The sequence below is a fragment of the Robertmurraya dakarensis genome (assembly GCF_900156875.1).
Classification (GTDB): Bacteria; Bacillota; Bacilli; order Bacillales; family Cytobacillaceae; genus Robertmurraya; species Robertmurraya dakarensis.
Genome location: NZ_LT707409.1, coordinates 3,443,899 through 3,458,084, shown reverse-complemented (window position 1 = coordinate 3,458,084; position 14,186 = coordinate 3,443,899). Strand labels below are relative to the sequence as shown.

Here is a 14,186-nt window from a genome sequence, read left to right as displayed (position 1 = left end):
TACTATGGATGGGGTTTCTTGAAATTCCTTATAGGAAGAGTATTCTAAAAGGGTAAGGATTAAAGGAGGATTTTGAATGAGTGACCTATTTACTGGATTAAAGGAAAAAGTCAGCGGTCAAAATATAAAGATCGTATTTCCGGAAGGACTAGATGAAAGAATTATTGGAGCTGCAGGAAGATTGTCTGCAGAAAATATCCTGACGCCTATACTGATTGGCAATAAAGATGAAATTGATGCGAAGGCAAAGCAGTTAAATGTATCGCTAGAAGGAATGGAAATCTTTGATCCAAACTCTTATGAAGGAATGGATGAATTGGTTGCTTCTTTTGTGGAGAGAAGAAAAGGGAAAGCAACGGAAGAAGATGCGCGTAAGATTTTACTAGATGAAAATTATTTTGGAACGATGCTTATACATACAAATAAAGCACACGGACTTGTGAGTGGTGCTGCACATTCTACCGCTGATACGGTTCGTCCTGCTCTGCAAATCATTAAAACAAAACAAGGGGTCAGCAAAACGTCTGGCGTGTTCATCATGGTTCGCGAAGACGAAAAATATGTATTTGCTGATTGTGCGATTAACATTGCTCCGGACAGCCAGGATTTAGCTGAAATTGCTGTTGAGAGTGCAAAAACCGCTAAGATGTTTGATGTCGATCCAAGAGTAGCAATGCTAAGCTTCTCAACAAAAGGGTCAGCAAAGTCACCTGAAACAGAAAAAGTTTCAAAAGCTGTGGAGCTTGCGAAGCAAATGGATTCCAGTCTTTTAGTAGACGGCGAGTTCCAGTTTGATGCTGCATTCGTACCTTCTGTAGCCGAAAAGAAAGCACCAGATTCAGCTATTAAAGGTGATGCTAATGTGTTTGTATTCCCAAGTCTAGAGGCAGGGAATATCGGTTATAAGATTGCACAGCGGCTTGGCAGCTTTGAGGCAGTGGGGCCAATTCTGCAAGGCTTAAATCGCCCTGTAAATGATCTATCAAGAGGCTGTAATGAAGAAGATGTCTACAAACTTTCATTAATTACTGCTGCACAGGCATTGAATCAATAATTGTGATGGAGCCAGCCCTTACTCAGGCTGGCTTTTACTATGCTATAGAAGGTACGGACTTTAAGAGTATTATGCTATAATAAATTGATATTTTATTGGTAATTGAAAATTTAACGGAACGATGGTCCCTGAAGCGTGCCTTTATTTTGAATAAAAAGCACGTGGAAGGGTTCATCGTGGAGTGATACACCAACTATACTAATTTTTAATGCTATTTGAATAAGGGGCGGGCGGCATGAGTGAAGCACAAAATCTATTGATTCAGGAAGTATGGAGAGTAATCGATCAATCGGCAGTCGGCTTGCATGCCAGCGCACTCCAATCATTTGGAATGGACGATACTTTGTGTGCTTCGGTTGGTTCAGGGTTATCACCTGCTACAGCGAGAACATGGGTGCATGAACGAACGATTGTATTAGGAATCCAGGATACAAAGCTGCCATATGTGAAGGATGGCTTGGATTTTTTACAAAAAGAAGGCTATCAAATCATTGTCCGAAATTCAGGCGGGTTAGCTGTTGTGCTTGACCGTGGTGTTTTGAATATCTCGCTTGTTTTTCCGGAAAAAGAAAAAGGGATTGATATCAACCGCGGCTATGAAGCAATGTATTTATTAATAAAGGAAATGTTTGCGGATTTCCAAGTAGAAATAGAAGCAAGAGAAATTATTGGATCCTATTGTCCTGGCAGCTATGACCTTAGCATTGGCGGCAAAAAGTTTGCGGGGATCTCTCAGCGCCGCTTGCGGCGAGGGGTAGCTGTGCAGATTTATCTTTGTGTGACAGGAAGTGGCAGCGAAAGGGCAGGGCTCATTAAACAATTTTATTCCTTAGCTAAAAGGGATGAAGAAACAAAGTTTTCCTATCCGGAAATTGATGAAGGCGTGATGGCATCTTTGTCGGAGCTTTTAGGAATTGACCTTTCCATTGAAGAGACGATGCTGCGCTTTTTAAAGGCTTTAAAGGAGCGAAGCCAGCGGTTAGAGAGCGGTTCGTTAATAGCAGAGGAATGGCCGGTTTTTGAAGGATATCATCAGCGCGTAGTCGAACGGAATGAAAAGTTTTTTAACGGTATTTAAGCCGAATTTTTTCTAATCGAAAAGGCCGAGAACCAATTTGTTTTCGTTTTCGGCCTTTTTAATCGAAGATGATGGTACCAATCTCTTCTCCAATATAGTTGTCTATTAATGTATTTTTATTTAGACATTTTAAAAATTCTACTCTGCAACTTTTTCAAGGTTTCCATTTCGATCCATTTTAAAGGTAGTTGCTGGACGTTCTTCTTCTTCAAATAGAACGAGTTTTCTAGCACGATTCATAATTTTCATCAATGTCTCGTAATCTTCCTGAATGGTTTCCGTATTTTGTTCAAGCTTTCCAATCTTCTCTTCCAGTTCTTGATTTAACTTCTTCATCTCTGCATTTTCACGCTTCAATCTTTCATTCTCACTTCTTAAAATATCAACCTGTAAATTTGAACTGCCTAGATTTTGCAAATAAGAAATCACCATTTCAAGGCTAAGCTCTCTACCAGCTGCAGGCACTGATGAGTAAGTTGGTGTAGACGGTGCTGGTGCTACTGTCGGTGTTGATGCTGTTGTTGATGGCACTGACACACTTGGCTGCAGTTCCGTCGAGATTTCCTCATTTCCTATTGTTGTTTCAACCTGTGGTGTTTGCGTTGATAATAACTCAATTTCTTCCATAGACGGTGTTGGTGGAGAATATAATAGCTTTTTCTTTCCGCCTTGATCTTTTCCTAGTATTCTTTGACGCTGCTTTCGTTGTTTCTTCGCTAACTGGAGGGCCTTTTCATAGCGGTGTCTCACAACGGCATTCCAGCGGAACCCACAAGCAGCTGAAGTGCGGTTAAGCTTGTCCCCAACCTCTTCAAATGCATTTAATTGTGTGCTTCCTTCTCTAACATGTCTAAGTACGGTTTCAGCTAGCAATAAATCATTTTCATCTGTCCATGCGTCTTGTCGGACTTTCATCATATTATTCACTCCTTAAACTTTCTATATGATCTGCGAATAAGCATGCTCTACTCTTAATATGACCACTTTTTTGGAAGTTTATACAAAGTGATTAAAAGGATAGTAGTTTTTTATATAAATAAACAGCAGTTTGGAAAAAATTAAAACAATGCGATGAATAAGATGACAACAAACCCCTATGTTGTTAATGATTGCAGCTTGCATTACTAGAAGAGAAAATGTAAAATGACGTTTAGACAAGAAGTGTGTAGAAATAATAAAGAAGGTAAATACTTTTACTATAGAATGATGTTTTATGTAGAAAGGGCTGTAAACTATGGCAAACGAATTTCGGGTTTGCGACGATTGTCAGGCAGTAAACTTAAAGACGTTAATTCCGAAGCTAAAGGAAATCGATCCTGAAGCAAAAATAGAAATAGGCTGTCAATCTTATTGTGGCCCAGGGCGTAAAAAAACATTTGCGTTTGTAAACAATCGCCCATTAGCTGCGCTAAGTGAAGACGAACTGATGGAAAAAATCAATAAAAAGCTAAAGAAATAAAGTCACCTTTTCTTATTTTTGAAGGTGATTTTTCTTTTTGAACAGATTGTGGGAAATTTGTCATAATTGGAAGTTTTTTCTGAGTATATGGTGATTTGTGGATTGAATTTAAGCTATAATAAAGGACAAGATCATATGCGATTTCCATCAAGGGATATATGAAGGAAGCAGGGTGAAAAATGGGTTACGCTGAGCAAAAGCTAAGTGAAGAGAAGGTTTTTAAAGATCCTGTTCATCGCTATGTACATGTTCGTGACCAGGTTATATGGGATTTGATTGGCACAAAGGAATTCCAGAGATTGCGCAGAATTAAGCAGCTCGGAACAACCTATTTAACTTTTCATGGGGCAGAGCATAGCCGGTTCAATCATTCTCTAGGAGTATATGAAATTATTCGGAGAATTGTCGATGATGTGTTTAATGGCAGGCCTGAATGGAATAAAGAAGACCGTCTTCTTTCACTTTGTGCGGCATTGCTTCATGATTTAGGGCACGGGCCTTTTTCTCATTCGTTTGAAAAAGTGTTTGATACCGATCATGAGCAGTATACACAAGAAATCATTCTCGGCAATACGGAAGTTAACGATATTTTATCAAAAGTAGATCATGATTTTCCTAAACAAGTAGCAGAAGTGATAGGGAAGACGTCCGATAATAAATTGGTTATCAGCTTAATTTCAAGTCAGATTGATGCAGATCGAATGGATTACTTGCAGAGAGATGCCTATTTCACTGGTGTGAGCTACGGTCATTTTGACATGGAAAGAATTCTGCGCGTAATGCGTCCGCAGGAGGATCAGGTCGTCATCAAGCAGACAGGAATGCATGCAGTAGAAGATTATATTATGAGCCGCTACCAAATGTACTGGCAGGTATATTTTCATCCTGTAACACGAAGTGCTGAAGTGATATTGACCAAAATCCTTCAAAGGGTGAAGGAATTATATCAGAAATCATATTCCTTTAAATATTTTCCTATTCATTTCACTTCCATCTTTAACAGTGAACTTGTTGTCGAAGACTATTTAAAACTGGATGAAGCGATTATTCTTTATTATTTTCAAATGTGGCAGGAAGAAGACGATGAGATATTGAAGGATTTATGTAAAAGGTTTGTAAACCGCAATCTCTTCAAATATGTTGAGTTTGATCCTGCAAAAGAATATAAAAAGCTTGCAGAGCTATCCGTGTTATTTTTGAAGGCTGGAATCGACCCGGATTATTATTTGGTCGTAGACTCCTCTTCGGATCTCCCGTATGATTTTTATCGGCCGGGGGAAGAGGAAGAGAGACTGCCGATTCATCTGTTAATGAGGAATGGGGAAAATCGTGAATTGTCAAGAGAGTCAGAAATTGTGGATGCGATTTCTGGAAAAAGAAGAACCGATCATAAGCTTTATTTTCCAGGAGACTTTCTCCAAGATGACTCCACCAAGAGAAATATAAAAAAACAGATTAGAACATTATTAGATTATCGATAGATTTCAGTCATAAAAAGATGAATGTTCGCGAGACGTAACTTGTAGAAGAATTTTACGAGGGTAGGAGATGACCTAAAGTTGTTACAAGATCATGCTAAATTAATGCAGGCTTTTGCTGTTTCTGGTGAGATAATTGGCCGGAAGAAACTCCAAAAGATGATATATATTGCGAAAAAGGTAACATTTCCGTTTCAGGAAAAATTTCAATTTCATTTTTATGGTCCATACTCAGAAGAGCTGACTTTACGTATTGAGGAACTTTGCAATATGGGCTTTCTCAACGAAGTGAAAGAGAAAAAAGGCGGGTACTATCAGTATCGCTACACGTTGACAGATGAGGGCCGGGAGTTTTTGAGTTTAAATGAAGTTCATATGCCATTTCTTCATGATTGCATGACGGACATGAATGATCAAAATGCTAGATTTCTTGAACTCGTATCGACGGTCTTATATTTTGATAACCTTTCAAAAGAAGAGGTTACGGAGAAGGTCTTTACACTTAAAAGCAAACAGCGTTATACGGAGGAAGAAATTGACCAAGCTTATCAATACATCGAAGCCTTAAAGGAAAAAGCTAAGCCGCATTGATAGGCTTAGCTGTTTCCTTTATGCGTAACCAAATGTGTTGATCCGCGTTTTTTATTGCTCGCTTTTTAATTTCCCGCCTACTGCAAGGTGGCTCTTTTTCATTTCTTCGATGATGACGTGGACATTTGCAGTTGGTGCACCTACAGTTTCACTGACTGCAGCAGTTACTTTTTCCACTAATGCTTTCTTTTGTTCATCTGTACGGCCTTCTAGCATTTTCACTGTTACGTATGGCATGGGGAGCCCTCCTTATTATTTAAAAATATTGTCGGTTGGTATGCTTGAACAAGCCTTTATTCCTGGTTGTGGAATAACAGCGAAGTGAAAGGGTGCCAACCGATATTCTCATACTGGGTTGAAATATGCAGAACCTTGCTGTTTATGTATCAGAATGATTTTAGTTTTTCATATTTTATGGGAATATGCAAGAAAGAAATAGAACGCTTACACCGTCTCTTTTTTCACATTATCCTTGGAATCATGTATACTTTTACAAAGGGAGTTTGAAGAGAGAAATGAAACAGGCAAGACAGGCATAAGGTATTAATACATATGATTAAACAATAGGGGAGATTTGCGGTTGGAACAATTTTTAGCTTTTTCATTGCGGGAAATTCCTTACGTGGCGATCACGCTTATCGTTGCCTTTACCATTCATGAATTTGCACATGCCTTTGTCGCTTATAAATTTGGCGACGCAACAGCGCAAAAGCAAGGGCGGTTAACGCTTAATCCAATGAAGCATTTGGATCCATTAGGTACGATTTTAATTTTTATAGCGGGCTTTGGATGGGCTCGGCCAGTGCCTGTTAATCGGTTTTTCTTTAAAAAGCCGCGTCTCGCTGGGATTCTTGTATCTGTAGCGGGTCCGATCAGCAATTTATTAATGGCCATGCTTGGCTTTATCATCTGGTATAGTCTTGTCGGGGCAGGGATTGCATCAAGTCTGCCGGTCTCTGTAGCTGAATTTCTCGACATTTTTATTCAATTAAACATCATCCTGTTTGTTTTTAACTTGCTGCCATTTCCGCCGCTTGATGGCTATCGAATTGTGGAAGATCTTGTTCCGCAGCATATTCGTCCAAAAATGACACAGTTTGAACAATATGGAGCTTTAATTTTTATCATTTTGGTGATTACGCCTTTAGATCAATACACCATTCAGCCAATCTTTAATACGGTGCTTCCAGTGGTTGTTGGCGGCTTGAATGAATTTTTCTATCAAATATTAACGTAATCATGTAAGGGAGGCAAACTAATGGAAGAGAAAAAGAAGAAGAAAATGGGCTTTAATATTATCAAAAAAACTGATCCTACCGACGGGCATAAAGGATTTGGCATGGGAGTATTAAGCCTCGATAATATTTCTCCAGTAATCATCGATGTCGATGAAGAGGAAGCAGTTGTTGATATTGGAGCCATGCATGCAAGAAGTGCGGTCGAAAAAGGAATTAAATTTTTACCAAATAAAGAAGATGTTCCAAACGGGAAACCATATTGGCTTGTATGGGTTACGATCGACCGCCAGGAAGAAGGTCCATATTATGCAGGGGTAACAGCTTGCGAAATGACTGTTGACAGAAGCATTCGCCGCGGCTATAAATCATTGCCTGATCATGTTAATAAAATGGATAAGTCTATGAAACGGCATATTATCGTTGACCATATGGATGATAAGTCAAAGAAAATTCTTTCTGATTTTCTTAAAAAACATAATGAAGACATGTGGGAGAGATCATCTCAGGAATTGAAGGATGGATTAAACGCTTAAATACTGCGTTATGCCGTGAAAAACGATAAAATGTAAAAAAATGGGTATAAAATGGTGCTAATTCATTAAAAATGTGTCGATTTTGTGAATTTGTTCATTTAAGTACTTGCCCTTATATGCTAATAAAAGGTAAACTATTGACAGCGTATACACACGCTATAGAACTAGGACACGAAAAACCTCGGGTTTATAACCCGAGGTTTTTCAATTATCTAGACTAATTTCCCCATTGGAAGATTTTCTTGTACCATGGGATTTTTTCTTTTTTCTCTTTCTTGTCATGTTCTTTCTTTGCTTCATTCTCTTCATGAATATGGACCGTACAGTACTCTGTTGGTTCTGTTCCAGCAACAAAGTATGTTAAGCGCCGTAGCTCACAGTCTTCCGTGGCTAATTTTCCGTTACTAGGGTCAACATAGACGCCAACGGAACCCTTGGTAGGCTTAAAGGCCTTTACAGGTTCATCTTCAAGAGCATCCTCCATAAATTGAACCCAAATATTTTTTGCGTAGGTTTTATCTGCTACAAGCTCAATAGGGGTACCTTGATCATAACCGGTCCAAACAGCCGTCACAAGCTGCGGGGAAAAGCCGACCATCCAGTTATCGGTGTTGGTTGATCCTGACTTTCCTGCATAAAACCTCGTCATGTCATTGATCACTGTACTTCCCGTAACACTTGCATAGCCATTTAATTTCCGGTCAAACATTCCAGTCATCATATGGGTGGTAACAAAAGCAGCATCTGGATCGAGCACTTCTTCTTTTACTTGCTCATGTTCATAAATTACATCACCTTTATGATCCTCAACTCTTGTTATAAGAACCGGAGACACTTTTTTACCGCCGTTGGCAAAATGGCTATAGGCACTTGCCATCTCAACGACACGCACGCCTGATGTTCCTAAAGCAAGAGAAGGAACCTCAGCAAGGCGTGTGGTAATTCCAAATCTTTTTGCCGTCTCTACTAAAGTATCTTCTCCTAAAAACAAATGCGTTTTAACAGCATAGACATTGTCAGAAACGGCGAGTGCCTGACTAAGTGTGATTTCATCTTCAGCGTACATATTATTATAATTGTGTGGAGTGTACGGCGGCCGTCCTTCTTCATCAAATCGGAAGGTGGTCAATTCACTCCGCATCGTCGTTGATGGAGTAAATCCATTTTCGATCGCTGCGTAATAAAGAAACGGCTTCATGGTCGAACCAGGCTGTCTTACTGCCTGGGTAGCACGGTTAAACGGGCTTTCTTCGTAATTTCTGCCCCCAACCATTGCTTTAACATGCCCATTCTTTGGGTCCATGGCGACCAGCCCGATTTGAATGTCAGAGTCGTCTGCAATCAATCTGTCAATATTTTTTTCTGCATCCTCCTGCTGTTTTACATTAAGGGTTGTATAAATTTTTAAGCCGCCAAGCTCGATTGTTCGTTCATCGAGATTGAGGACATTTCTTAATGCACTTTTAACCGCATCTTGAAAATACGGACCAACTTTTGTTCTAGAATGAGTGTGCTCGCCGGTTACTTGAATTTCCGTTGCGGTGGCTTTTTCAATATCATGTTCTGTAATGTAGCCATTTTCCTTCATCATTCCTAAAATAACCTGCTGGCGGCTTTTTGCCTTTTCAAAGGAAGCGAGGGGTGAATAAATACTCGGCCCCTTAGGAATGCCCGCAAGCATAGAAGCTTCAGCAAGGTTCAAGTCGGCAGCATTTTTTCCAAAATAAAATTGACTCGCTGCCTGAATACCATAAGCTCCTTCACCGTAATAGATGGTGTTCAAATAGCCTTCAAGAATCTGGTCCTTTGTATAGTTCATTTCAATGCGGATTGTGTAGAAGGCCTCTAATAATTTTCTTTTCCAGGTCTTTTCATGCTCTAAAAATAAATTCCGCGCGTACTGCTGGCTGATGGTGCTTGCGCCTTGTACCTTTGCCATCGCTTTTAAGTCGGCCAGCGCAGCACCTGCAATTCTTTTAAAATCAAAGCCATTATGATTGTAAAAACTTCTGTCTTCGATCGCAATCGTTGCTTCTACCAGCTCGGGCGCAATTTCATCAAGCGGGACCCAATAACGTTTCTGTCCATTATGACTCTCTCCAATGATCGTTCCATCATCGGCGTAATAAAGCGAAGATTGCGGAACAGCAAGCGGCGGGGGGCCTAGTACTTTTGCATAAACAAGGATGCCCGCAAAACATATAATCGCAAGCAAAGTGCCAATGATGCCGATGATGAGAAGGGCCCTTAAATATTTAATTGTTTTTTTAAATCGCTGGTCGGTCATCAGTTCCATATTGACACCTCACCTCTGTATTTTTTATAAAAGAGTTGTAAAAACGGTATAGCTTCAGCTCCAATGTTTGCAGGCATTAGCCGTGGGCGTATTTACTTTTCTTTGACTTACATATTATTTCCAAAAATAGCTATTAATAGTATGAAAAAACGGAGAGAATTTTAAACCTATCTATTAAAAAATATTTTTCTTGCAATTTTGCTAGATTCATCTATACTTTTTCTCATGTTTGTATAAATGTTGGGTAAAATAACAAATATAGCCTTAGGAACATGTCCGGAAGGCGTATTTGATTATTTTTAAGAGGAAGGATTGAAGGTAATGGGTGGTCTTTGGTTTACTGAGAAACAAACGGATAATTTTGGAATTACAATGAAAATAAAGCGAACATTACATACGGAACAAACGGATTTTCAAATGCTTGAAATGGTGGAAACAGAAGAGTGGGGCAATATGCTTCTATTGGACGGAATGGTGATGACGTCTGTGAAGGACGAATTCGTCTATCATGAGATGGTCGCTCATGTGCCATTATTTACGCATCCAAATCCGGAAAATGTTTTGGTTGTTGGCGGCGGCGATGGCGGTGTTATTCGTGAGGTGTTGAAGCACCCAAGTGTGAAAAAGGCTACTTTAGTTGATATTGATGGAAAAGTCATTGAATACTCAAAGAAATATTTGCCTGAGATTGCAGGAAAGCTCGATGATCCTCGTGTGGATGTTCGTGTTGACGATGGTTTCATGCATATTGCGCAAAGCGAAAATGAATATGATGTCATCATGGTTGATTCAACAGAACCAGTTGGTCCTGCGGTGAATTTATTTACAAAAGGGTTTTATGCAGGAATTTCAAAGGCATTGAAAGAAGACGGGATTTTTGTCGCACAGTCAGACAATCCTTGGTTTAAAGCTGATTTAATTCGCAATGTTCAAAAGGATGTTAAGGAGATTTTCCCGATTACACGCCTGTACACAGCGAATATTCCAACGTATCCAAGCGGTCTGTGGGCATTCACGATCGGTTCGAAAAAATATGATCCGCTGGAAGTAAGTGAAGACCGCTTCCACGAGATTGAAACGAAGTATTATACAAAAGAACTGCATAAAGCAGCGTTTGTTCTGCCGAAGTTTGTGCAGGATTTGGTGAAGTAAAGTATAGGGGGCCTGACCCCCACAGCGTTAAAGCGGTGCAGTGGGAGCTCAGCTCTTTTTATGAGGAGGAATAAAAATTGCGTTTTGATGAAGCTTATTCTGGCAATGTCTTTATTAAAAGCCATCCGAGCTATGAAGAAAGCCAGGCTGTTTTATACGGAATGCCGATGGATTGGACAGTCAGCTATCGTCCGGGTTCTCGTTTTGGTCCGGCACGTATTCGCGAAGTATCAATCGGTTTGGAAGAATATAGTGCTTACTTAGACCGTGAATTAGAAGAAGTGAAGTATTTTGATGCCGGTGATATTCCATTGCCTTTCGGGAATGCACAAAGAAGTTTGGATTTAATTGAGGAGTTCATCGATAAGTTACTAGATGAGGGCAAGTTTCCTTTAGGAATGGGCGGCGAGCATCTTGTTTCTTGGCCAGTGATGAAGGCTGTGTATAAGAAGTACCCAGATTTGGCGATTATTCATATGGATGCCCATACGGACCTGCGTACGGACTATGAAGGTGAGCCATTATCGCATTCTACGCCAATTCGAAAAATTGCTGAATTAATTGGTCCGTCGAATGTGTATTCTTTCGGAATTCGTTCAGGCATGAAGGAAGAATTTCAATGGGCAAAGGAAAACGGGATGCATATCTCCAAGTTTGAGGTATTAGAGCCTTTAAAGGAGATTCTGCCAAAGCTAAGCGGCAGACCTGTTTATGTAACGATTGATATTGATGTGCTAGACCCTGCGCATGCTCCTGGCACAGGAACAGTTGATGCCGGCGGGATTACTTCAAGAGAGCTGTTAGCATCAATTCATGAAATTGCCCGGTCAAACGTTAATGTTATCGGAGCTGATTTAGTGGAAGTCGCACCGATATACGATCCAAGCGAACAAACAGCCAACACAGCAAGTAAGCTCATTCGCGAAATGATCTTAGGCTGGATTAAATAAAATGACATCAAAGAAGGCACCTTTAAAGTAATAGGTGCCTTTTTGGTTGTTAAGGTAAAGGAAGTATTTGTCCGTTCCAAGCGGACAAAATGGAACGAACTGTCCACGGGCGGTACCTGGTACCGGTCGTGGACAGTTCGTGGAGTACCATTCTCGATGTTTTTGTTTTATAATAGTAAAGTTATATTATTGAAATGAGAGGGATGTGTGACCGTTGTCTAGTCATCCGGCGGAACAGAAGCAGGTAAAAATTAAGTTAAATACGTCGATTTTTAATGATGGTGAGAAAGAAACTTTTGAATTGACTACTTTTGGACGATACTATAAAAAAGGGAATTCTTTTTTCCTTCAGTATGAAGAAACGATGGAGGAAGGGCCCATTAAGTCGACTATGAAGGTTTCTGATCAAGAAGCATTACTATTGAGAAGCGGCGCCATTAATATGAGAATGGTGTTTCAACATAATAAAAAACAGCAAGGACGATATGAAACCCCTTATGGAACAATGGGTCTCGTCACACGTACAAAGAGACTCGTTTCTTCTGTCAACGCAGACGAGAAAAAGGGGAATATTGATATATTATATGATTTAACGATGCATGGCTCACATGCGGGTACATATCACTTAGAGTTCGTGTTCGAGGAGGAGAAAGGATGAACATTTTAGAGCAGGTTCAGGAAAAATTAAAAGACGAAATTAAAGCGGCTGTTCTAGAAGCTGGCTTAGCAACTGCAGATCAGCTTCCAGACGTAATCTTGGAAGTGCCAAAGGAAAAAGCTCATGGGGACTATTCTACGAATATGGCGATGCAGCTGGCAAGAGTGGCGAAAAAGGCTCCGCGTGCGATTGCGGAAGACATCGTTAAGAACTTTGATTCTTCTAAAGCATCGATCGAAAAAATTGAAATCGCTGGTCCAGGGTTTATTAATTTCTATATGAATAATAGCTATTTAACAGACCTTATTCCGGCCATTTTAAAAGCAGGAGACAGCTATGGGGAAACAAACACAGGCAATAACGAGAAGGTTCAAGTAGAGTTTGTTTCTGCCAATCCAACGGGAGATCTACATTTAGGACATGCCCGTGGTGCTGCGGTTGGAGATTCACTATGCAATATCATGGCAAAAGCTGGCTATGATGTATCTCGCGAATATTATATTAATGATGCCGGCAACCAAATTAATAATCTTGCACTATCCGTTGAAGCCCGCTATTTCCAAGCGCTTGGTTTGGAAAAAGATATGCCGGAAGATGGCTATCACGGGGAAGATATTATTGGGATTGGAAAGAAATTAGCAGAAGAATACGGCGATAAATATGTTACTGTAGAAGAATCGGATCGTTTCGAGTTTTTCCGCGAATATGGATTAAAATATGAGATGGAAAAGCTGAAAAGAGATTTAGAAGATTTCCGTGTCAGCTTTGATGTATGGTACTCAGAAACATCTCTTTATCAAAATGGAAAAATCGATACAGCTCTAGCGAAGCTTAGAGAAAACGGTCATATCTATGAAAAAGACGGAGCGACTTGGTTCAAATCAACGGAACTCGGTGATGACAAAGACCGTGTGTTAATCAAACAGGACGGTTCTTACACATACCTTACTCCGGATATTGCTTACCATAAGGACAAGCTTGAACGCGGTTTTGAAAAGCTGATCAATATTTGGGGTGCAGACCATCACGGCTATATCCCAAGAATGAAAGCAGCGATTGAAGCGTTAGGCTATGAGCGTGATGCTTTAGAAGTTGAAATCATTCAGCTTGTTCATTTATATAAAAACGGTGAAAAAATGAAAATGAGTAAACGGACAGGGAAGGCTGTGACGATGCGCGACCTTGTGGAGGAAGTTGGACTTGATGCGACGCGTTACTTTTTTGCAATGAGAAGTGCTGATACCCACCTCGACTTTGATTTAGACTTAGCTGTTTCTCAATCAAATGAAAATCCTGTTTACTATTCTCAATATGCGCATGCCAGGATTTCAAGCATTCTTCGTCAAGGTGAAGAGCAGAATTTGAGCTTTGATGAAAATGTTGATGTATCCTTAATAGGAGCAGAAAAAGAAATTGAAGTGTTGAAAAAGCTTGGCGAATTCCCGCTTTCGATTTCTGAAGCTGCTGTGAAGCGGATGCCGCATCGCATTACAAATTATATTTACGAGCTTGCGTCATCATTCCATAGTTTTTATAACGCAGAAAAAGTGCTCGACCTAGAAAATATTGAACGTACAAAAGCACGTCTTGCCTTGATCAAAGCGGTCCAAGTGACGTTAAAAAATGCTTTATCATTAATTGGAGTTTCTGCTCCTGAGAAAATGTAAAACAGGAAGGGTCTCCTAACGGGAGGCCTTTT

14 protein-coding genes are annotated in these 14,186 nt (G+C 40.0%); 11 read left to right on the top strand and 3 right to left on the bottom strand.

Annotation, left to right across the window (positions count from 1 at the left end; genetic code table 11):
* Positions 1–76 precede the first annotated feature (76 nt).
* A complete protein-coding gene (gene pta, locus CZ487_RS25225; RefSeq protein WP_077215113.1) occupies positions 77–1,054 on the top strand; it encodes a phosphate acetyltransferase in 978 nt (325 codons plus the stop codon).
* Positions 1,055–1,289: 235 nt separating this feature from the next.
* The gene (gene lipL / locus CZ487_RS25220) at positions 1,290–2,132 is read left to right on the top strand and encodes an octanoyl-[GcvH]:protein N-octanoyltransferase (RefSeq protein WP_077215112.1); all 843 of its coding nucleotides are present in this window, start codon (positions 1,290–1,292) and stop codon (positions 2,130–2,132) included.
* 138 nt (positions 2,133–2,270) lie between these two features.
* Here the strand turns inward: lipL and CZ487_RS25215 are convergent, their stop codons facing one another.
* Positions 2,271–3,047 carry an RsfA family transcriptional regulator gene (locus CZ487_RS25215; RefSeq protein ID WP_077215459.1) on the bottom strand — a complete coding sequence of 259 codons (777 nt, stop codon included), beginning with the start codon at positions 3,045–3,047 and terminating at the stop codon, positions 2,271–2,273.
* A 319-nt stretch (positions 3,048–3,366) separates the two neighbouring features.
* On the opposite strand from CZ487_RS25215, the gene CZ487_RS25210 reads away from it, so the two are divergent.
* The 3 genes from CZ487_RS25210 to CZ487_RS25200 all read left to right on the top strand — a co-directional run bounded on the left by CZ487_RS25210 (position 3,367) and on the right by CZ487_RS25200 (position 5,660).
* Positions 3,367–3,591, top strand: coding sequence for a YuzB family protein (locus CZ487_RS25210; RefSeq protein WP_077215111.1), 225 nt, complete (start codon positions 3,367–3,369; stop codon positions 3,589–3,591).
* Between the two features lie 179 nt (positions 3,592–3,770).
* Positions 3,771–5,072: an HD domain-containing protein gene (locus CZ487_RS25205; protein WP_077215110.1), complete on the top strand. Its 1,302-nt coding sequence runs from the start codon at positions 3,771–3,773 to the stop codon at positions 5,070–5,072.
* Positions 5,073–5,150: 78 nt separating this feature from the next.
* Positions 5,151–5,660: a YwgA family protein gene (locus tag CZ487_RS25200; RefSeq protein WP_077215109.1), complete on the top strand. Its 510-nt coding sequence runs from the start codon at positions 5,151–5,153 to the stop codon at positions 5,658–5,660.
* A 51-nt stretch (positions 5,661–5,711) separates the two neighbouring features.
* Here CZ487_RS25200 and CZ487_RS25195 read toward each other — a convergent pair whose 3' ends face one another.
* On the bottom strand, positions 5,712–5,897 hold the full coding sequence (locus CZ487_RS25195; RefSeq protein WP_077215108.1) for a 2-hydroxymuconate tautomerase: 186 nt from the start codon (positions 5,895–5,897) through the stop codon (positions 5,712–5,714).
* Positions 5,898–6,240: 343 nt separating this feature from the next.
* Here CZ487_RS25195 and CZ487_RS25190 point away from each other — a divergent pair, with 343 nt between their 5' ends.
* Together CZ487_RS25190 and CZ487_RS25185 are read left to right on the top strand one after the other, a co-directional pair.
* Positions 6,241–6,897, top strand: a complete 657-nt coding sequence (locus CZ487_RS25190; protein WP_077215107.1) for a site-2 protease family protein — start codon at positions 6,241–6,243, stop codon at positions 6,895–6,897.
* A gap of 21 nt (positions 6,898–6,918) precedes the next feature.
* On the top strand, positions 6,919–7,431 hold the full coding sequence (locus CZ487_RS25185; RefSeq protein WP_077215106.1) for a YwhD family protein: 513 nt from the start codon (positions 6,919–6,921) through the stop codon (positions 7,429–7,431).
* A gap of 217 nt (positions 7,432–7,648) precedes the next feature.
* On the opposite strand, the gene CZ487_RS25180 is transcribed toward CZ487_RS25185, so the two are convergent.
* Positions 7,649–9,727, bottom strand: coding sequence for a transglycosylase domain-containing protein (locus tag CZ487_RS25180; protein WP_077215105.1), 2,079 nt, complete (start codon positions 9,725–9,727; stop codon positions 7,649–7,651).
* Between the two features lie 321 nt (positions 9,728–10,048).
* Here CZ487_RS25180 and speE point away from each other — a divergent pair, with 321 nt between their 5' ends.
* From speE to argS, 4 genes are all read left to right on the top strand, one after another.
* Positions 10,049–10,879, top strand: a complete 831-nt coding sequence (gene speE / locus CZ487_RS25175; RefSeq protein WP_077215104.1) for a spermidine synthase — start codon at positions 10,049–10,051, stop codon at positions 10,877–10,879.
* Positions 10,880–10,956: 77 nt separating this feature from the next.
* The gene (gene speB, locus CZ487_RS25170; RefSeq protein ID WP_077215103.1) at positions 10,957–11,829 is read left to right on the top strand and encodes an agmatinase; all 873 of its coding nucleotides are present in this window, start codon (positions 10,957–10,959) and stop codon (positions 11,827–11,829) included.
* Between the two features lie 214 nt (positions 11,830–12,043).
* Complete coding sequence (locus CZ487_RS25165; protein WP_077215102.1) at positions 12,044–12,487, top strand: YwiB family protein; 444 nt, start codon at positions 12,044–12,046, stop codon at positions 12,485–12,487.
* Complete coding sequence (gene argS, locus CZ487_RS25160) at positions 12,484–14,154, top strand: arginine--tRNA ligase (RefSeq protein ID WP_077215101.1); 1,671 nt, start codon at positions 12,484–12,486, stop codon at positions 14,152–14,154. The genes CZ487_RS25165 and argS overlap by 4 nt, the downstream gene beginning before the upstream one ends.
* Positions 14,155–14,186: the final 32 nt, after the last annotated feature.